Origin of the sequence: Collinsella sp. SGI.184, assembly GCF_050313415.1 — a bacterium.
Lineage (GTDB): Bacteria > Actinomycetota > Coriobacteriia > Coriobacteriales > Coriobacteriaceae > Collinsella.
In genome coordinates this window covers 50,016-69,339 of sequence record NZ_JBNPLJ010000003.1, presented here as the reverse complement: position 1 = coordinate 69,339, position 19,324 = coordinate 50,016, and the positions used below count along the sequence as shown (strand labels likewise).

General features: G+C 56.8%; 12 protein-coding genes and 1 pseudogene. 9 read left to right on the top strand and 4 right to left on the bottom strand.

Annotated features, from left to right (window positions below; translation table 11 throughout):
• Window positions 1-188: 188 nt before the first annotated feature.
• The 3 genes from ACQRAJ_RS01615 to ACQRAJ_RS01605 all read left to right on the top strand — a co-directional run bounded on the left by ACQRAJ_RS01615 (window position 189) and on the right by ACQRAJ_RS01605 (window position 3,267).
• Complete coding sequence (locus ACQRAJ_RS01615) at window positions 189-1,511, top strand: LPXTG cell wall anchor domain-containing protein (RefSeq protein WP_427747539.1); 1,323 nt, start codon at window positions 189-191, stop codon at window positions 1,509-1,511.
• Between the two features lie 104 nt (window positions 1,512-1,615).
• Complete coding sequence (locus ACQRAJ_RS01610) at window positions 1,616-2,689, top strand: SDR family NAD(P)-dependent oxidoreductase (protein WP_427747538.1); 1,074 nt, start codon at window positions 1,616-1,618, stop codon at window positions 2,687-2,689.
• A gap of 407 nt (window positions 2,690-3,096) precedes the next feature.
• Window positions 3,097-3,267: a hypothetical protein gene (locus ACQRAJ_RS01605; protein WP_427747580.1), complete on the top strand. Its 171-nt coding sequence runs from the start codon at window positions 3,097-3,099 to the stop codon at window positions 3,265-3,267.
• Window positions 3,268-3,573: 306 nt separating this feature from the next.
• Here the strand turns inward: ACQRAJ_RS01605 and ACQRAJ_RS01600 are convergent.
• Window positions 3,574-3,780, bottom strand: a pseudogene (locus ACQRAJ_RS01600) (helix-turn-helix transcriptional regulator); the annotation flags it as partial.
• A 106-nt stretch (window positions 3,781-3,886) separates the two neighbouring features.
• Window positions 3,887-5,692 (bottom strand): amidohydrolase, encoded by a 1,806-nt coding sequence (locus ACQRAJ_RS01595; RefSeq protein WP_427729220.1) that lies wholly within the window; start codon window positions 5,690-5,692, stop codon window positions 3,887-3,889.
• Between the two features lie 241 nt (window positions 5,693-5,933).
• Here ACQRAJ_RS01595 and ACQRAJ_RS01590 point away from each other — a divergent pair, with 241 nt between their 5' ends.
• From ACQRAJ_RS01590 to ACQRAJ_RS01565, 6 genes are all read left to right on the top strand, one after another.
• Window positions 5,934-6,845: a response regulator transcription factor gene (locus ACQRAJ_RS01590; protein WP_427729222.1), complete on the top strand. Its 912-nt coding sequence runs from the start codon at window positions 5,934-5,936 to the stop codon at window positions 6,843-6,845.
• A 382-nt stretch (window positions 6,846-7,227) separates the two neighbouring features.
• Window positions 7,228-8,298: a putrescine carbamoyltransferase gene (gene ptcA, locus ACQRAJ_RS01585; protein WP_427729224.1), complete on the top strand. Its 1,071-nt coding sequence runs from the start codon at window positions 7,228-7,230 to the stop codon at window positions 8,296-8,298.
• A gap of 266 nt (window positions 8,299-8,564) precedes the next feature.
• Window positions 8,565-9,995, top strand: a complete 1,431-nt coding sequence (locus ACQRAJ_RS01580) for an APC family permease (protein WP_427747537.1) — start codon at window positions 8,565-8,567, stop codon at window positions 9,993-9,995.
• A 305-nt stretch (window positions 9,996-10,300) separates the two neighbouring features.
• Window positions 10,301-11,506, top strand: coding sequence for an agmatine deiminase family protein (locus ACQRAJ_RS01575; protein WP_427747536.1), 1,206 nt, complete (start codon window positions 10,301-10,303; stop codon window positions 11,504-11,506).
• Between the two features lie 1,053 nt (window positions 11,507-12,559).
• Window positions 12,560-14,503: a hypothetical protein gene (locus ACQRAJ_RS01570; protein ID WP_427747535.1), complete on the top strand. Its 1,944-nt coding sequence runs from the start codon at window positions 12,560-12,562 to the stop codon at window positions 14,501-14,503.
• A gap of 558 nt (window positions 14,504-15,061) precedes the next feature.
• Entirely contained in the window at window positions 15,062-15,592 is a 531-nt protein-coding gene (locus tag ACQRAJ_RS01565) for a flavodoxin family protein (protein WP_427747534.1), read from the top strand.
• Window positions 15,593-15,701: 109 nt separating this feature from the next.
• Here ACQRAJ_RS01565 and ACQRAJ_RS01560 read toward each other — a convergent pair whose 3' ends face one another.
• Together ACQRAJ_RS01560 and ACQRAJ_RS01555 are read right to left on the bottom strand one after the other, a co-directional pair.
• The gene (locus ACQRAJ_RS01560) at window positions 15,702-16,796 is read right to left on the bottom strand and encodes an ATP-binding protein (protein WP_427747533.1); all 1,095 of its coding nucleotides are present in this window, start codon (window positions 16,794-16,796) and stop codon (window positions 15,702-15,704) included.
• A gap of 249 nt (window positions 16,797-17,045) precedes the next feature.
• Window positions 17,046-19,286: a DNA gyrase subunit A gene (locus ACQRAJ_RS01555; RefSeq protein ID WP_427747532.1), complete on the bottom strand. Its 2,241-nt coding sequence runs from the start codon at window positions 19,284-19,286 to the stop codon at window positions 17,046-17,048.
• Between the last annotated feature and the right edge of the window lie 38 nt (window positions 19,287-19,324).

Here is a 19,324-nt window from a genome sequence, read left to right as displayed (position 1 = left end):
AGGAGGCAGAATCTGGTTTGGTGGTGCAGAAAAGTAACAAATATGATTTATTAGAGAGGTAATTACATTCAAACGACGCATAGCCAACAAAGATTCGGTTATTCTTTACCAAATCGAAAAAACGCAGCAACACACTGTACGTCGTGTTGCGTTTTACGTTGGTTCAATTCGATGCGATTGGAGCAGACATGAGCTTCATGGATTCCAAATTCTCCAAATGGGGAGAGGTCGAAACTGCAGTTCTCTCCCAATCGCTTGCGAAAAGATTTGCGAGGGTGATGCTGGCGGCAGTGCTGGTAGCATCTTTTCTGCCCGTCGCAGCTTTCGCTGATGCCCCTGCAATCAGTGGCCCAAATCATATTAAGTACTACATGACTGCGCAATATACCAATGGAACATCAAGGTCTGAATATAATTGGGATTGGTCCTCTAAGGACGGTGGAAAAATCGAAATCTCGTATCTTGATGGTCTTTATCCTGATCGCAAGACCGTTTCTGTAACGGGAATTGAAGTCGGCAGCGTGATTTTGAAGGTTTCGGGAGGTAATAAGGATCCAGAACAATTCGTAATCAATATTGGAAAGCGTACCGTAAATTTGTCTTCCGGAAGCGCCTTTAAGACCTATGACGGCAGGCCTCTTACCGGAGGAATTAGTGTCGATGGGGACGGTTGGGCTCCTATTGACGAAGACAGAGTTCAATACAATCAGGCCTCTCGGACAGATGCTGGCGAATCGGAAAATACGTTTGAAGTAGTGTTGCCTTCAGGTAGTGAGGAATACTTCAAGAAACACTATGATCTTATTATCACGAGGTATGGTGTCTTGAGGGTCGAAAAGCGTCCGGTCACCCTGACCTCCGCGAGTGGTTCGAAGGAGTACGACGGCAAGCCCCTGACCAATCACAAGGTCACCGTTGGGGAGGCTGCCCGGGATACTGGTTGGGTCGATGGCCAAGGTGCCACCTATTCTTTCACCGGCTCGCAGAAGATCGTCGGCTCCTCCGAGAATGCATTCGAATGCATCCCCAACGAGGGAACCAATCTGGACAACTATCAGATCAACAAGACGTACGGAACCCTGACCGTTGCCGACCGTAGCGAGAAGTACCAGATCACCCTCACTCCCAATTCCAAGTCCGTGACCTACGACGGCACCGAGAAGTCCGTATCCGGTTTCGAGACCCTGGAGTTCCAGATCAATGGTCAGACCTTCTACGTTTCCGGCGTTGAGGCTTCTTCAACGGGCACCGATGCGGGCGAGTACCCTGTCAAGGTTTCCGGCCAAGCCGTCGTCATCGATTCCGACGGCAACGATGTGACCGACCAGTTCACCGTGAACATCGACGATGCCAAGCTGACCATCGTCGGGGTCGACTCCGATAAGTCTGCATCCAATCTCCCTCACACCGGCGATAGTGCCGCCCTCTATGCAATGGGCATCTGCGGCGTGGCGATCGCTGCCGGTGCTGGGGCGCTCTTCACGTTCAGAAAGCGCAACAGCTATAAATAAGCACGGATACCATTGGTGTAGCTCCATTGAAATGAAGCGCTAAGATAATCAGCAAAGGGGCCTTCCCGTCTGGGAAGGCCCCAACTTTGTGCGCCGAGCATGGCATGTCAGAGAGCAAGCGTTTTGTTGAGGGAGTAAATTGTTTGCCTGCAGCCTCTGACCATGCTAAATCTGTCTACTATTCAAACAGAAAAACGAGCAGCTCAACATATTTTCCTGCAGAAAAGAATACGGCAGTGCACGCTACGCGGCCGGCCCCTTCCCTTCCTGCCGAAATCCCCACGCCTGCCATCCGCTTTTTCTATGCAAATATTCACAAACACGCAAAAAAGGAATACAAATACCTTATCGATTATTTGAACGAGAAAGGGGACACAATGGGTAGACTCGAAGGCAAAGTTGCTATCGTAACGGGTTCCACCAGCGGCATTGGCATCGGTATCGCAAAGGTATACGCAGCCGAGGGCGCAACGGTTGTTATTAGTGGTCGTCGTGCCGAAAAAGGCCAAGTTGTAGTTGATCAAATTGTTGAAGCAGGCGGCAAGGCAAGCTTCCACTATTTCGACATTACCGAACCAGCAAGCATCGAAGCGCTTATTGCAGACACTGTAGAGCAATACGGCAAGCTCGATATTTTGGTAAACAATGCAGCAAACGTTGCCCTCAAGGACGGTCGTGTTGACGAGCTCACCCTTGAAATGTGGGACGCTATTTTGGAAAGCGACCTGCGTGGCACCTTCTATGCAACGAAGTGCGCTATCCCCTACATGAAAGAAATTGGTGGCGGCGCAATCGTCAACATTGGCTCTATGGCATCATGTGCAGGCGACTTAGGTTCTACCGCTTATGCATGCGCCAAGGCGGGCGTAGACATCTTCACGCAATACGTTGCCTTGCAATACGGCAAAGACAACATCCGCTGCAATTGCATCCGTCCAGGCTTGATTGTCACGCCAGAAAACGAGGCGAAGGTTCCTCAGATGCTCAAAGATATCTTCTTGGGTAGCATCATGGTTAACCGCTACGGTTGCCCAGAAGACATTGCTCATGCAGCCGTGTATTTTGGCTCCGATGAAAGTACCTACACCACGGGACAGATCATCAACGTTGACGGCGGCATGAATTCGCACGCTCCAACCGTTGCTCAGTTCCGCCAGATGAATTCCCGCACGTGGTAATTCGTACAGGCGAATAGACCAGTACGAAAGCGCGAACGCGAGAATGCGGAAAGCGTGAACGCATGAACGCATGAACGTGCTAGAGTGTGAAAGCGCGAAGGTGCGCATGACTGAATGCGCGAAAGCACACCACGCACGCAAAAGATTTCTTGCAGATAGAATCTACATGGCCACCCTTTGCGGGTGGCCATGTTTTTTGTGCAGGCAATCTGTTGGCTAAGGCTTATAGGACAAAATGTGTGTCCACGTTGGGGGCATCGGCACAGGTCGATGCCCCTTTTTCAGCCGTATAAATTCCGTGCCCGCTTTTAACCGCTCGGACAGAATGTGTGTCCGGTTGCCTATCGTTCCCGCAGGTAGATAACCTTTTTCCGGAACCGTCAAAAACCCTTTCGGAAGAGGTGTCCATGAAGGCCGTCTATTGCCCCTGCTGCGGCGGGCGGGCCTTCAGGAGCAGGACGGCCGAGTTCCGGGAGGTCTGGCCCACGCTCGCCCCCGACGGCGGGTTCGCCAAGGCCGTGCGCGAGACCTGGCCGCAAACCATGGTCCAGCGCTGCCTTTGGCATGATTTCTCCTAGGTGAACAGGCACACGACTAGCAGGCCGAGGCTGAGGGCGGCGATCGAGCTGAGGGGGCTGGCCGTCGACCTTATGTACGTTGAGACCCTGAGGGAGGCCGGGCAGCGGCGGGCGCCTTCTCGGCAGATACATCGATTGAAAGGCCTGATCCATTCTCGACAGGCACGATGCCGAACTCGTCCTCCAGCTGCAGAAGGAGGCCCAGGAGGTCTCGGGCGTTCTCTGCCCTGAAGTCCAACAGGCAAGCGGAGAGTTGTCGAGAGCTTCGGCGATGGCTTCCACCTGAGGCTGCTTGGGAGTCCTGAAATCCGTCTCATAGTGACGGATCGCGCCCTTGGAGACGCCGATTTTCTCGCCCAGCTCTCCCTGATAGAGCCCGCGAAGCTTACGGTAGTACCTGATTTTCTCGCCGGTCGTAAAGTGCGCTAAAACAAATTGGAGAGCGAGAAGCCCTTTCGGGATACTGCGTGTTTGCGTATTGCCGCAGTGCCGGTAAGGACTGCGAAGTCGCATAGATTGGCCCCCGCGGCTCTGCGGGACTAATGACCGCAGAGCCGCGGGGGCTTGTGTTCGAGGGTTTGTGAGCCGTTCTGTATTGCTGGCACCTTCTGGCGTGGTTCTATCCCTTGTAGACGATGCGGCCGTCGGAGATGGTGTAGATCACGCGCGTGTCAGAGATGGCCTTGGCATCGGCTTCGAGAATGTTGGTGTCCAGCACGACGAGATCGGCGAACTTGCCTACTTCAACGGTGCCGATAATATCGTCCATGAAGTTCTGGTAGGCGTCGTTCTTGGTGTAGGCCTCGAGCAGCTGGTAGGCAGTGAGCCCCTGTTCGGGCCAGCGGGTCATGTCGGTGTCCTCTTCCTCGGGATAGGGCGAGTTGCGGGTAACGCCAACCTCGATCGCATCGAGCGGGGCAAATGGAATGACGGGGGCGTCTGAGGAGCCGCTGATGCAGATGCCTGCCTCGGCCAAGTGCTTTGTTGGGTACAACGCCATGGCACGCTCGTCGCCGATATAGGCGCGCTCCAGGTCCATGAGATCATCGTGGTACATCATCAGGAATTGGAGATTCGCCACTACATCCAAATCGGCCATGCGCTGGATATCCTCATCGGTAATGGCGCATACGTGGGTGATCGTGTGCCGCGCGTCGCGCTTCCCATTGGTCGCCCGAGCCTCCTCGAAGGCATCAAGGGTGCCGTGAACGGCGCCGTCGCCCATGGCGTGCACGTGCACCTGAACGCCTTCTGCATCAAAGTCGTGTACAAGACGGGTAAAGTCTTCCTGAGACCAGATGGGTTCGCCGCACCAATGATCACCGAGTCCCGTTGATTCCTGGTAGGGTTCCAGGAAGACGGCGGTGCCTCTTTCGGTCACTCCGTCGTAGAAAATCTTCACGGTATTCGAAGAAATCATGTCTGTGGCGGAGTCGTTGTAGGACTTGATGGCGGAAAGCACCTCGTCATAGGTGCGGCCTTCTTTCATAGTGGGGACGACGTTCATGCGCAGGGTCAAATTGCCCTCGTCCTCCAACTCGTGATACATGTCGATAACATCAAGACCGCCTTGGGTGATATTTGTAATGCCGGTTATGCCATAGGAGTTTGCTTCCTTCATGAATTTGCGCATGGCCTTTTTCAGCTTATCGTTGGTCATGGTGTTGGGCATGATGGCGAACACAATTCCCTTGGCGGCATCGGAGACGCACCCCGAAGGCTCTCCCTTCTCATTGCGATAGAACAGGCCGCCTTCTGGGTCGGGGGTGTCGGCAGTTACGCCAGCCATTTCGAGGGCCTTGGAATTGACCCAAGCGGCGTGGTAGGAGACGTCGTGGATGAGAATGGGCTTATCGGGGCAGATGGCATCTAGATCTTCTTTCGAGGGCCCGGGATTCGAGCCGTCGGGAAGCTGGTAGGCATTGAGCATGAAAGGCGCTCCGATGTAGCCCTCCTCGTCGGGATGGGCCTCCACGAAGGCGCGGATTGCCTTGAGGTATTCCTCGTTGGTGGTAAGCCCCGTCAGGTCGATCTGGAAGAGGGCGTTGAACCAGTTGGCGGGGGCGTGGATGTGGCCGTCAATGAAGCCGGGGGAGACGAACTTGCCATCGAGGTCGATGACTTGAGTCTTGTCTCCTACGAAAGCATCGATGCCCGAATCGTCGCCCACGTACACGATCTTGTTGCCCGCGATAGCGACGGCTGATGCAACATCGCTTTCTGACACCATGGTCTGCACATGGCCGTTGCGGAGCACGATATCGGCAATGTTTTGATCGGCGGAACCGGGCGTGGCATTTGATCCAGGCTGCTCCCCGGATGCGCATCCCCAGAGTCCGCCCGAGAACGCGGCAGCCGCTAGGGCGCTCGATCCAATGACGAAACGACGGCGGCTGAGAGGTTGCTTCTGATGGGATGTGCTCATAAGACCCTCCTTAATTTGGTTGCAGCGCTGTCTCTTTTTTGCGCTGCAGTAATTCAACCTTAAGAGTCAGGGGGTCCTTTGTTAAGAAAAACAGAGAGGGATTTGAGATTAATCGGAGGATGATTTTCTATCCCCCTGTCCCTGAACAGCGAAAATGCAGAGAGACAAATCGGACGTTGGGGTAGTTTTAGCTTTGGGTGCTAAATCTTCTATAATGTTGCCGCTTGATGAAGGAGGAGTCGTGTCCCTCGCTTTTCTCTACAATGTGGCAAGTTGCATCGCCTATGCGTTTGTCAGTGCTGCCTATGGGACTCTGCATTATGTCGAGCGCAGGCGGGGCTATCTCTTCGTCGCGCTCACCTTCCTTGCGTATACGATAGATATTAATACTGTATTCATGTATGAGTTCGTTCCGGAATTCGCGATGCAATTCGAGGGCGCACGAAACGCCTATCCTATGTTCCGTGTTGCATTCAACATGGTGGTAATCCTCTTGTATCGGCTCGTTCTCGGCAGCTTGCTCTCGCGCAGCTTCTCTCTCGTAGAGGGATTTTTTTGGGCAGTTTGCATGATGGTGGCTTTGGCAAGTGGCGCTTCGTCAGTCGAATCGGTTGCACTATGGCGCGAGTTTCTCTTTACCAGGTTGTTGGCGATCTGGGTAATAGGGTACGGCATCTGCTGTTTGGCGGCAGAGTTTCGACACATGAGCCAATGGCGATGGGTTCTCTCGCTCTTACTTGTGCTCATATATGCCTTGGCGGAAGCGGCAACGTATTTGGCCTTTGGACAGGAGGGCGGCGCGCGCTCTGCCTCTCCTCGTAGGGTCCCCGTTGAGATTATGGCGCTTTGCTTCACCGTGGCTGCATATGTCTTTCTTGCACATCATCGGCGGATACGTAATGTGCGGTTGGCGGAATCCCTTGTGCCCTGGATCGCTCGCGAATACGGGCTGACCAAGCGCGAGGAAGTACTGTTGTCGCTCCTTGAAAAGGGCGCATCGAACAAGGAGATTGCTGAGCAAGAATGCATTTCCGTCAACACGGTGAAAACCCACATATCGAATATTTACGCCAAGCTTGGTGTGAGTAGCCGAGACGAGCTTGCGCAAAAACTTAGAAAGGAACTGAGCGGCCGCAAGAGGGCCGGGCTCTGAGAGGCTGGGGGTCGGTGCGGCTATGCGGCCGCCCCCTACGGGAGCAGCTCGTCTACGTATTCTTGGGTGTCGGGCGCGTCGGTTCCTTAGAACGGAGGCGCAAGGTGTTGACAGCGGCGCACAGGGCGAAGAAACCAGTTCAATATCAATCCGTCTAGGCGTTAGGACTAGTTAGGATTAGTTAGGATTAGCTAGGATTAGCCAGGGTAAGGTGTGCGGTGAGCTAATGTAATCTGAAAATAATCCTGGTTATTTCTTCTCAAAACTACGGGTGCGCCCCATGCTGTGTGGCGCAAGGGAGCGTCTCGCTCATTTCGGGGCGCTTCATGGGAGCGCGGTCCGCAAGGGGCGGTCCGGCCAACGAATTTTGAAGGAGATTTCAATGGTCAAAGATTACATCGACACCAACGACTTCACAAAAGAAGAGCTGCTCGGCATGGTAGATCTGGCCATCGCCATGAAGGGGCTCATCAAGGAGGGCGGCGAGTACCCGCACCTGCTGAAGGACAAGACCCTCGGCATGATTTTCCAGCAGGTGTCCACCCGTACCCGCATCTCCTTCGAGACGGCCATGACCGACCTCGGCGGTCACGCCGAGTTCTTCGGCCCCGGCTCCATCCAGCTGGGTGGCCATGAGTCCATCGAGGACTCCGGCCGCGTTATGGGAAGCCTCGTCGACATCCTCATGGCCCGCGTCGATCGTCATAAGGATGTAGTGAGCTTGGCGAAGTACTCCGCGGCCCCCGTCATCAACGGCATGAGCGAGTACAACCATCCCACCCAGGAGCTCGGCGACCTCATGACCATGATCGAGAACCTCCCCGAGGGCAAGAAGATCGAGGACTGCAAGTTTGCCTGGATCGGCGATGCCACCCAGACCTGCGCGTCGCTCATGTTCATCTGCACGAAGATGGGCATGGATTTCGTGCAGTTCGGACCGAAGGGGCATCAGATTCCCGACGGCTGCCTGCATATTGGCACCGATGAGGAGCGCGCCGAGTTCGGCAAGCATCTCATGGCTATCGGCGAGGAGAACTGCAAGGTCTCCGGCGGCACCATCACCATTTCCGACGACATTTCCTGCATCGAGGGCGCCGACTTCGTGTACACCGATGTGTGGTACGGCCTCTACGACAGTGAAGTCTCCAGCTCCAGCTACATGGATGTGTTCTATCCGAAGTACCAGGTGACCTGGGATATGATGAACGTTGCCGGTCCGAACAGCATGTTCATGCACTGCCTGCCCGCCAACCGTGGCGAGGAAGTCGTCGACGAGGTCATGGACGATCCCGAGCGCTCCCTGTGCTGGGTCGAGGCCGAGAACCGCAAGCACTCCATTCGCGCCATCCTGGCCACTCTGTGCCCCCAGAGCGAGCCCGACGAGGAGAAGGCTGCGGCATACCGCGCCACCATCAATGAGCGCATGGCGGCCCTCGGTAAGCACGGTCTGTAAGACGTACCAGGTCGGGCGAGCTACGGCTCGCCCGCCTTCGCAGGAGATGGGCGACCTCATGGCCATCGGAGAGGAGAACTGCAAAGTCTCCGACGACAACCGAGTGCATCAAGGGCGCCGACTTCATCTACACCGACGTGTGGTATGGCCTGTGCGATGCTTTCTGATGGGCGGCAGCAGATGCTTGTCTCTTGCCGCCCATCATCTGCGCCACTGCGCGTAAGCACTGGCGCCCTGTCTGAAAACGACTGAGCAAAGGATTAAATATGAGTGACGGAAAGAAAAAGCTTTCCTTCCTGACGGTCATTTCGACCATCATCTGCGTCGTCTTCGTTTGCGAGGCCGCCGCTCCTGCTGCTGCCATTGGCAACCAGCAGTTCTTCTGGTGGATCTTCCTGATCCTGACCTTCCTGCTCCCTTACGGCATGGTCGTCGCCGAGCTCGGCACCACCTATGACGGCGAGGGCGGCATTTACGACTGGGTACGCGATGGCCTGGGCGACAAGTGGGGCGCCCGCATTTCGTACTACTACTGGGTCAACTACCCGCTGTGGATCGCCTCGCTGGCGACCATGTTCCCCGACATCCTGGGCATGGTCTTTGGCGTCGAGTTCAACCTGATCGCCAAGATGGGCATCGAGCTCGCCTTCGTGTGGATCGTCTACCTCATGGGCCGCTCCAAGGCGGCCGACTCCGAGTGGGTCCTCAACGGCGGCGCCCTGATCAAGGTCGCCGTAGCCGTTATCGTCGGCGCCCTGGGCATCTGGTATGCCATGGAGAACGGTTTCGCGAACGACATGTCCGCCGCCACCTTCCTGCCCGAGCTCACCAACACCAACGCCCTGGGCTACCTGTCCATCATCATCTTCAACTTCACGGGCTTCGAGGTCATCTGCACCTTCGCTAAGGACATGGAGAACCCGACCCACGACATTCCGAAGGCCATCATCCTGGGCGGCCTGACCATTGGCGCCATCTACCTGTTCGCTGGCTTCGGCATCGGCGCCGCCATCCCGGCCGACTCCATCGACCCCGACTACGGCATGATCGTCGCAGTCCAGACCATGGTGGGCGATTCCGTGCTCTTCAAGGTCATCTGCATCGCCTTCCTGATCACCCTGTTCGCCAACATGGCCGCCTGGTCCTTCGGCGTCAACTCCGTCGCCCGCTACGCCGCCGAGCACGGCAACATGCCCAAGGTCTTCGCCTCGATGGTCTCCGAGGACGACATGCCCAACGGCGCCAACCTGGTCAACGCCGTCGTCGCCTCCCTGGTCCTCTGCCTGCAGCTCGTTCCCGTCGACGCCATCTCCAACGGCGTCTTCTGGATGCTCTTCGGCACCTCCGTCGTCTTCCTGCTGCTCACCTACATCCCGATGTTCCCGGCGTTCCTCAACCTCCGCAAGAACGACCCCAACCGCGAGCGCATCTTCACGTTCCCGTTCAAGGGCGCGATGATGAAGGTCATGCTGGCCATCCCCTGCATCGAGCTGATCCTGGCCATCGTCGCGACGCTGGCACCGTTCTCCGCCGCCGAGATCGGCGAGAAGGTCCCGATGATCGTCATCTTCATCGTGCTCATGCTCATCGGCGAGGTCGTCCGCGTCGTCAGCGCCAAGGGCCGCGAGACCGAGTACAAGGGCCTCACCCCCGAGCTGGCCGCCCAGCGCCTCGCCGAGGAGGCCGAGGAGAACTAGGGCCCCGGTTCCGGGCACCCCGGCCTCTCCGGAGGCGTGCCCGGGCGACAGGTCCGCCAACCATTCCCCGGGGCGGGTGCGGGCGATAGCTCCGGCAGCCGCCGACCGCCCCGACCCCTCTCCCGTATCCCTCGTGCGTCCCGTCTCCGCGCACCTGGCTACGTCGTCGCCCGCCGGTGCGACCCCGTGAAAACCGGCGCCGGGCGCCCCGACCTCTGCCGGGGGACGGGCGCCCGCCATCTCTTGGTCCTAGGCCGCGGGCAGCCCGCCCGCGGCAGACGATCGTTCGGTTTGGAGGAAATCTTATGCGTACGATCACCGAGTCCGAGTCCACCCCGAGGGCCGACGGCTTCTTCATGCCCGCCGAGTTCGCCCCCCAGGACCGCGTGTGGATAGGCTGGCCCCACCGCACCGACACCTGGGCCCACGGCGCCAAGCCCGCCCAGAAGCAGTATGCCGCCATCGCCCGCGCCATCTCCGAGTTCACCCCGGTCTACATGTGCGCCAACCAGGTCGACTACGCCAACTGCAAGGCCGTCTTCGAGAACGACGAGAACGTCACCGTCGTCGAGATGACCACCGACGACGCCTGGTTCCGCGACACCGGCGCCACCTACGTCATCAACGGCAAGGGCGATAAGCGCGCCAACCACTGGCACTTCAACGGCTACGGCGGCCTCATCGACGGCCTCTACTTCCCGTGGGACAAGGACGAGCAGATCGCCCTCAAGATGGCCGAGCTCTCCGGCTGCCGCCGCTACCGTCCCGACGACATGATCCTCGAGGGCGGCTCCATCACCGTCGACGGCGAGGGCACCCTCGTCGTCACCGACCAGTGCCTCCTGTCCCCCGGCCGCACCTGCTCCGCGGTGCTCGAGGAGGAGGAGGACCCCGAGTCCCTCTGGCCCAAGTACCGCAAGAAGTTCGAGCCCTGGAGCGAGGAGCTTCGCGGGTACATGACCGAGCACCTCAAGGACTACCTCGGCGTCGAGAAGGTCATCTGGGTCAAGGAGGGCATCGACCCCGAGGAGACCAACGGCCACATCGACGACGTCGCCACCTTCATCGCCCCGGGCGTCATGGTCTGCATCTGGACCGACGACCCCGAGTACCCGTTCTACGAGCAGTGCCACGCCGCCTACGAGACCCTCTCCAACGCGGTTGACGCCAAGGGCCGCAAGCTGAAGGTCTACAAGCTCTGCATGCCCGTGAAGCCGCTGTACATGGACCAGGCCTCCTGCGACACCATCGACGCCGACGAGAACGCCGAGCCGCGCGTCCCCGACGAGCCGCTGATCGCCTCCTACATGAACTACCTCGTGACCAACCACGGCGTCATCGTCCCGCAGTACGGCGACGAGAACGACCAGCTGGCCGTCGACACGCTCCAGGAGATCTACGACGAGGTCTGGGGCGAGGGCGTCTACAAGTGCGTGGGCGTCAAGTCCGACCAGGTCGTCTACGGCGGCGGCAACATCCACTGCATCACGCAGCAGGAGCCGTCCGCCTAATAGCCCGGCTTCCCGGGGCGCGGCGCCCCTCCTTCACGGGAGTCCGCCGCACCCCGGAGGCCCGGCCGGCCAGGCGAACGGGGCCGCCTGGCCGGCCGGCCGGGCTTTCCCCGGGCGCTCCGCTGCCTCCACACCGGAGCGCCCTTCCCCTTCGATTGGATACCCGCCTGGCCTGGGACCTGTTGCGGGTTAGGCCTATTGTTCGCTTGGATATCCCAGGTCAGACGCGTATCCAATTGCCGAAAGTTCCCGGTCGTATACGCGGCCGTCTTGATCGGAGTATCCATGTACCAGCGTATTTAATTACTGCGCTGGAATAGAACACATGTTTGATAAATTAATTTAGCATCAGACAGCGGGCACGGTTTCAATCGAATCCGTGCCCGCTGCTGTATGTGTGAGCAGTGTGAACAGGGGACGTAGCCCCGTTCACACCTGGACCCATGTCGGCACCGGTCAATGTCCACGATGCTTCTGCTTACGCTTCAGCTTCCGCTGCTCGAAGCGCGCCGCTTGGGGCTCGGGTCGCTTCTGTCCATCAGGGATGCATTCACGAAGGTCCTCATCGCCCGCGCGGGAGTTCGAACGCGCGCAAATCGATCCGGACGCAAGCGAAGCCCCAGTCAGCTCCATGACTTATGGGAAAGCCACCCTTTGCAGGCTTCTTACCCTTGTTGTGGCGGTTGTTGTTTACGGTGTTGTTTGCGTTCGCATTGGCAGAGGAGCTGTCGCCGTTGCCCCTCCGTTTTCGTCAGTACCGGGCTGGGTGGTTGCCTTTCAGCCTGCATGCAAGGTGAGCTCGGGCCCAGCGCCGTCTTTTTATAAGCGCTTTGGCGAAAACGTCCTGCTTATCAGAAGGATTTAGTCCCAATTAAGAAAGGAGCGGAAAGAGAGCCATATGCAATAGCAATGATTTTGCTATTGCATCTTTTGCTTGCATTTGCCTTAATAAATCCAATATTAAAATAAGACGCAATCGTATCCTTTTACCAAATCTGAGCAAGCGCATGCATGTCCCAGCTCAGATTCAAAAGACTTTGAAAGCGAGATGCCATGAGCAAAAAATGCAGGGTGCTAACCTTTATCGCTGCAGTGACACTCTGTGCATTGACTATGCCGATATCGGCCTTCGCGGCAACCACATTCGAAGTTGGCAGCGGAGAACAATTCAAAGAAGCGGCAGGCAAAGTAAACGCTGCCGCCGAGGGTGAGTACATCATTGAACTCACCAACGATATTCAAACTGGGGAAGTTGTGTTCTCCTCTTCGTGTCCTGTAAGTATTGTTGGCAACGGACACACCGTGACGGTTAATCCGAACAACAGGATTGCCGTAAATCGGAATGCTCAATTGAACTTGGGCGCGGCAGACGGTAGTGACACGCTAATAATTAGCGGTGGAAACGTGCAGTGCGGCGATGGACCTGGCATGTTGTATATCGAAGGCACGTGCAATATGTACCACGGCGTTACCATTGCCGACCGTATAGGCAATAACTACTTTGGCGGCGGCGTAACCGTACGGGGCGGCACCTTCCATATGTACGGCGGCACTATCGATAACTGCGGCATTACCGGCGGATCCGTTTGCTATGGTGGAGGCGTTGCGGTTATCTATGGTGGCTCATTCATCATGGACAGCGGCGAAATCAAGAATTGCTTCGTCACTTCTCCCTACAAAGACGACTCGATCTATCCCATTATCACGTCTGTCGGCGGCGGCGTATTCGTTTCCGGCGGATCTTCGTTTGTCATGACGGGCGGAACCATTTCGAACAACAAGGCAAACGAAATGGGAGGCGGCGTTGCCGTTGTTGCATCGAGAACAGAAGTCAGCAGAGGATGGGGCAACCTCGAGAGCTCCGCGCAAATCCTTGGCGGTACCATCAGCTACAACGAAGCACACGACGGCGCAGGCGTGCTCGCTTCCGCGTATTTTTACACCGATGCAAGGAACCTGTGCGCTTCCACCCCGAGCGTAGGCGCCGCCGAAAAGCCGGGTCTGTTCCTTGAGAACACCACCATAACCGAAAACACAGCGAATCAGGACGAAGGCTACGGCGGCGGTGTGCTTGTAGTGAGGATGAAATCACCTGCCGCAGCAGAAATTAGCGACTGCACGATAACAAAGAACAGCGCCGCTAAAGGTGGCGGCGTTGCATCGTATCTTTACGACACCAGCTTGACCGTCGACGGATGCACCATCACCGGCAACATGGCGTCAAATTACGGCGGAGGCTTTGCCGCAGAATCGAATTCCCGCGAAGGCGCAGGCACCACCATCACCAACACCAAACTGTGCAACAACAGCGCGGGTAAGGCGGGTTCCGACGTCTACCTGAGCGGCTCTGTTGCAAAATTGTCAGCCGCAAAAGACATGAACGAGCCTTACCTGGGCAAACCCGATGACGTGACTAACAAAAAGATTGATGGTTGGTATCTTGACAACGAAGGTGCCCGCTACACAACGCAGACAAAAGATCAGCGTAGCGAGTACTCCAACTATGCCAACATCGGCTCCGATGGCAAGGTTTATCTGGTTGCCGCCGCAAATCCGTCTTTGGTAAAAATCACCTTCGCGAATGAAGACGGCACCATTATCTATAGCGAAACCTTGTACGAGATCGGCACGAAAGCAGACGAAATTGAGGTACCCACTCCTACGAAACCGTCTGACGACAAGTACGACTACGTGTTCGATTCGTGGGACAAGAAAATCACCGACGCGACAGAAGACGTTGTCTACAAAGCCAAGTTCAAAAAGGTGCCCAAGAACAATCCGGGCAATTCCGATGCCGGCAAACCCGACGCGGGCGCCCCAGGCAACAACACCCCTGGCGCGGGCGGATCTCAAGCTAACGGCAGCAACGCGAACACCGATAGCGCTATTCCTCCGGTGGGTGATCATACGGCAACAGTGCTTGGCGCTGCTCTGACCGGAACGGGTGTGCTTGCATTGGCAGCTGCAATCTGCGCGCGCAAAAGAAAGCGCATCTGATAAAACAAGGCGCTCTCTTTTCGCTTGCCGCAAGAAGTCGGTACCGCGTGGGTGCGAACTGCGGCCCAAACTTATACGGCTCAATAAATAAGCTGCAAAGGACTGGCCCCGGATTTTCTCCGGGGTCAGTCCCTTCAATTTGACCCGACTCCTCCGAGCGTTTCAGTGGGTTGCGTAGACGTCGAGGTCAGTCATCCCTAAAGGGCCCGAAGTCGAATCACGTCCGCTCAGATCCCGTCCTCGATATAGCCGAAGGCCTGTTCGGTCGGCTCGCTATCCAGGCGGTTGTCCTTGACGCCTATTCCGAAGGAGGCATGCGAGCGATATCAAGTCGTCGCGATTCCCAATGCTCATCTTGACCGCGTGCCATTTGGGCAGGCGGCGCATCTATGGCTCCCATGTTGGTTTTCGACGTTGTATAAGGCAATCGCAATCGTCTTGAGCTTCTTTAGGGAACTTGAACAAGAGATATGGCCTGCTGGCGATTGATTAACTCCATTCGTTTTGGTTACAAGAAAACATACTGCGCGCCTGCAGCATGAAGAAGAGGGAATCTATATGAATATCGTTGTATTGAGTGGCAGCCCGCGCAAGGGTGCCAATACCGACACCATGGTCGAGGCGTTTGCCGAGACCGCGCGTGAGGGCGGCCATACGGTCGAGATCATCCGCGTTGCCAGCAAGAAAATCGCCGGTTGCCTGGGGTGTCAGTATTGCTTCGCCCACGAGGGCACTTGCGTGCAGAAGGATGACATGGCCGATGTGATCGAGTCGTTGCAAGACGCCGATATGGTCGTCTTCGCCTCGCCTATCTACTGGTTCGATATCACCGCGCAGGAGAAGGCCGCCATCGACCGCCTGTACGCCTTCGGTGCTACGGGCTTCCCGTTCACCAAGACAGCCCTTTTGCTCGATAGCCACAGCGAGGGCGTCTATGATGCGACGATCGCTATGTACAAGTCGACCTGCGCGTACTGCAAGTGGGAGGACCAGGGCATTGTCACCATCAGCGGTATGACCGAGCGCGACAGCATGGCCTCCTCGCCCAAGTTGGAAGAGGTGCGAGAGCTCGCTCGCAAGCTCGCCTAAGGACAAGAAGAACGCATGGCAATCGGTGTTGGTGGAAAATGCTTGCTATCCTTACCAAGAGGAATGCTGATTACCATGCGTTGATGCTTCCGCGGACAATTCCGGCGTGCTAAAACGCCTTCTCGTTCAAGAATTCCCTGAACGCGGGAATGTCAAAGCCAACGAGACCACGCCCTCGCTCTCCGATGACGCCGTCCTCGAGGAGACGGCGTTTATATTGGCTTGCATAGTTGCCGGCAACGCCCATGCGTTTGGCTATCTCCGAGACCCTGCTGGGGCCAGAGTCGGGCAGCATCGCGAGCAAAAACTCAATGTCTTTATCGGAAAGCTCCCGATAGGTCGTTTCGAGAATTCGATCGCGCAGCTCCATACGGGCAAGCAGAGAACCCTGCTGGACATCAGGTGCGCTGATTTTGGGCGAGTTCTCCGAAACATCCCATGTGCGATATCCGACGAGCTGCATCATGTAGGGGAATCCGTCGACGGCCTTCACAGCATCCTCGAGCGCTTCTGGTGTGATTGAACGTCCTCCGGCCTCAACAGTTTTGCGAAACGCGTTTGCAATTTCAACGTCAGTGATTCGTCCTAACTGATGATATTGGGAACGCCTGAGGAACGAGACGGAATCGTTACGCAGCAACGCCGATACTTTGTAGGGCAGTCCTGCCATGAGTAGGGCAACTTTTTTACCTTCGCGTACAAAGTGCTGGTAAACAGAGGCAAATTGAAGCATTTCTTCGAGATCGACGGTGACTTCATCGATGGTGATGAGAAGTCCGATGTCATGTTTTTCGAGTTGCTTAAAGATACCATTCATGCGTGTGCGCCAGTTGCCCTGGGCCTCTTGAGCATATGTCCAATCGATGCCCATTGGACCAATTTGAACGCCGTTTATGCGCGCGTGACGCTGTGAGAGATAGCTATCTGCGGCTTCTTTGGTTCGCTCGATAATATCTTCGAGCATGCCTGGCATGGCGGAGACATTTGCTGCGATCCAGCCGTGTTCAAGCGCCGTTTCTGAAAGGAGCGAGAGAAGCGCCGTCTTGCCCGTTCCCCTTGCTCCCGTAATAATAGTCGACAGGTTGGGATCTCCCGGGCCGTTGATAAAGCCACGGTTGATGTCGCGCAGGATATGCTCGCGACCCGCTAGAAAGGGAGGGACGCTTCCAAATGTTGGGGTAAAGGGGTTCTTGCTGTACTCCATGGTAGCTCCTTTGCAAGTTTTGCTAATTTTTGCAAGTTTTGCTAACTTTTGCAAGTTTTGCTAACGACAGACCAAAGGGCATCGAAGCAGTGGCGCTGACATGTTGTTTTACGCAGAAAAATAAGCAGAAATCAATTTATCTGCGTTAAAAAATAGTTGAGAAGAAAAACGACGAGTCCCGGGCGCAATGCCGTTGCGTTCCGGGCCTCGTCGCTTTGCGAAGTGTCTAACGATCTCGTTGCCGTCGTCCTAGTCAAACAAACTCGGCATGTCGTTTTCTTTCATGAGGGCACCGGCAGAGGGGAGACTCTGCGCGGTGAACTTCTCTGCCGAGACGCCGGCGCCAAGGATCTCCTCGGTCGTGCCGACGGTGGTGACCGAGCGACCCTTCTTGGCGGTAAAGGCCTGGACGCCCTGCGTGTTGGTGGTCGTCTTGGTCTTGAGCAGCGACGTGTTGAAGTTCATCAGGCGGTAGTCGCTCGAGACCAGCGCGATGTCGCGGTCTTCCTTGAGCACCTGTGCATACAGCAGTTTGCTGCCGCCGTAGATGGCGTTCTTGAGGCGCTTGCGGTTGGTCTTGGTAACGTATCCGGCAAGTGCGACACGCACCACGCGGCCGTTCTCAAAGACAAACAGCACGTCGGCCTTGTAGTCCTCGGGGTCGATGACCCAGATCACGCTCTCGTCGGGTTCCATCTCGAGGTCGGTGGGCAAGTACGAGCCCAGCTGGGCCGACTTGGTGTCCTCAAACGCCGCAACCTTGCACTTGTATACCTGGCTCTTGTTGGTAAAGACCAGCAGTTCGTGGGTGTTGGAGGACGGGAACTCGATAAAGGGTTTGTCGCCGTCTTTGTACTTGAGCGCCGCAGCCTTCTTGAGCACGCGGTCGGTCATCTTCTTAAGGTAGCCATCGCGCGAGAGCATGATGGTCACCGGGTACTCCTCGACCTCGGGCTCCAGGCTTACCTCGATGACCTCGTGGGGCTCGATCCTGCCCGTGCGGCGCGGCATCACGTACTTCTTGTTGACCGCGGCCAGCTCGTCGCTGATGACCTTCTTGATGTTCTCTTCGCTGGAGAGGATCTCCTCTAGCTCGGCAATCTCGCCCTCAAGCTTAGCGATGTCCTTGGTACGGTTGAGGATGTACTCCTCGTTGATGTTGCGGAGCTTAAGCTCGGCAACAAACTCGGCCTGGGTCTCGTCGATGTCGAAACCCTTCATAAGGTTGGGCACGACCTCGGCCTCGAGCTTGGTGCCACGGATGATGGCGATGGCCTTGTCGATGTCGAGCAAGATCGCCTCGAGGCCGTGCAGCAGGTGCAGGCGCTCGGACTTTTTGCCCAAGTCAAAGTTAATGCGGCGACGCGTGGACTCAATACGCCACTTGACCCACTCGTGCAGGATCTGGCGTACGCCCATAACGCGGGGGTAACCATCGACCAACACGTTAAAGTTGCATGAGAACGAATCCTGCAGCGTAGTCGAGCGATAAAGCTTCGCCATGAGCTTGTCGGGGTCGACACCGCGCTTAAGATCGATGGCGATACGCAGGCCCGAGAGGTCGGTCTCGTCGCGGATGTCAGCGATCTCCTTGACCTTGCCCTCTTTGGAGAGCTTGACGATGCGATCGATGATGACATCGGTCTTGGTGGTGTAGGGGATCTCGTAGACCTCGATAATGCGCTCTTCGGGAATCCAGCGCCAGCGGGAGCGGATCTGGAAGCTGCCAAGGCCGGTCTCGATAATCTTTTCCATCTCCTCGCGGCGGTAGATAATCTCACCGCCGGTCGAGAAGTCGGGCATGGGCATGTACTCGAGCAGATCGCAGTTGGGATCCTGCAGGTAGTGCATGGTGGCGGTGCAGACCTCGTTGAGGTTGAAGCCGCAGATGTCAGACGCCATGGCGACGCCGATGCCCTTGTTGGCCGAGACAAGGATGTTGGGGAACGTGGTGGGCAACAGGCGCGGCTCCTTCATGGCGCCGTCGTAGCTGTCGACAAAGTCGACCGGGTCCTTGTCGATGTCCTTGAAGATCTCGGCACTGATGGGGGAGAGCTTGGCCTCGGTGTAACGTGAGGCGGCGTAGCTCAGGTCACCCGAATAGTACTTGCCAAAGTTGCCCTTCGACTCCACGAAGGGGGCGAGCAGCGCCTCGTTGCCGGTGGCCAGGCGCACCATCGTCTCGTAGATCGCGGCGTCGCCGTGCGGGTTGAGCTTCATGGTTTGGCCCACGATGTTAGCGCTCTTCTGGCGCTCACCTTTGAGCAAGCCCATCTTGTACATGGTGTAGAGCAGCTTGCGGTGCGAGGGCTTAAAGCCGTCGATCTCGGGGAACGCACGCGAGACGTTGACGCTCATGGCGTAGGGCATGTAGTTGACCTCGAGCGTCTGCGTGATCGGCTGATTGGTGACCTCGGAGTGCAGGCCGATGACGTTCTCGGCGTTGACCTGCTTTTTCTTTGGCTGGTTCTTCGTCTTCTTCTTTGCCACGATTTCCTCTTGAACTTCTTATGGGCCGTCGTTATCGA

Bases quoted from the DNA above. Each gene is read 5' to 3' on its own strand.
- ACQRAJ_RS01615 (WP_427747539.1), top strand. From the start codon at position 189: ATGAGCTTCATGGATTCCAAATTCTCCAAATGGGGAGAGGTCGAAACT.
- ACQRAJ_RS01610 (WP_427747538.1), top strand. From the start codon at position 1,616: ATGTCAGAGAGCAAGCGTTTTGTTGAGGGAGTAAATTGTTTGCCTGCA.
- ACQRAJ_RS01605 (WP_427747580.1), top strand. From the start codon at position 3,097: ATGAAGGCCGTCTATTGCCCCTGCTGCGGCGGGCGGGCCTTCAGGAGC.
- ACQRAJ_RS01595 (WP_427729220.1), bottom strand. From the start codon at position 5,692: ATGAGCACATCCCATCAGAAGCAACCTCTCAGCCGCCGTCGTTTCGTC.
- ptcA (WP_427729224.1), top strand. From the start codon at position 7,228: ATGGTCAAAGATTACATCGACACCAACGACTTCACAAAAGAAGAGCTG.
- ACQRAJ_RS01580 (WP_427747537.1), top strand. From the start codon at position 8,565: ATGAGTGACGGAAAGAAAAAGCTTTCCTTCCTGACGGTCATTTCGACC.
- ACQRAJ_RS01575 (WP_427747536.1), top strand. From the start codon at position 10,301: ATGCGTACGATCACCGAGTCCGAGTCCACCCCGAGGGCCGACGGCTTC.
- ACQRAJ_RS01570 (WP_427747535.1), top strand. From the start codon at position 12,560: ATGAGCAAAAAATGCAGGGTGCTAACCTTTATCGCTGCAGTGACACTC.
- ACQRAJ_RS01565 (WP_427747534.1), top strand. From the start codon at position 15,062: ATGAATATCGTTGTATTGAGTGGCAGCCCGCGCAAGGGTGCCAATACC.
- ACQRAJ_RS01560 (WP_427747533.1), bottom strand. From the start codon at position 16,796: ATGGAGTACAGCAAGAACCCCTTTACCCCAACATTTGGAAGCGTCCCT.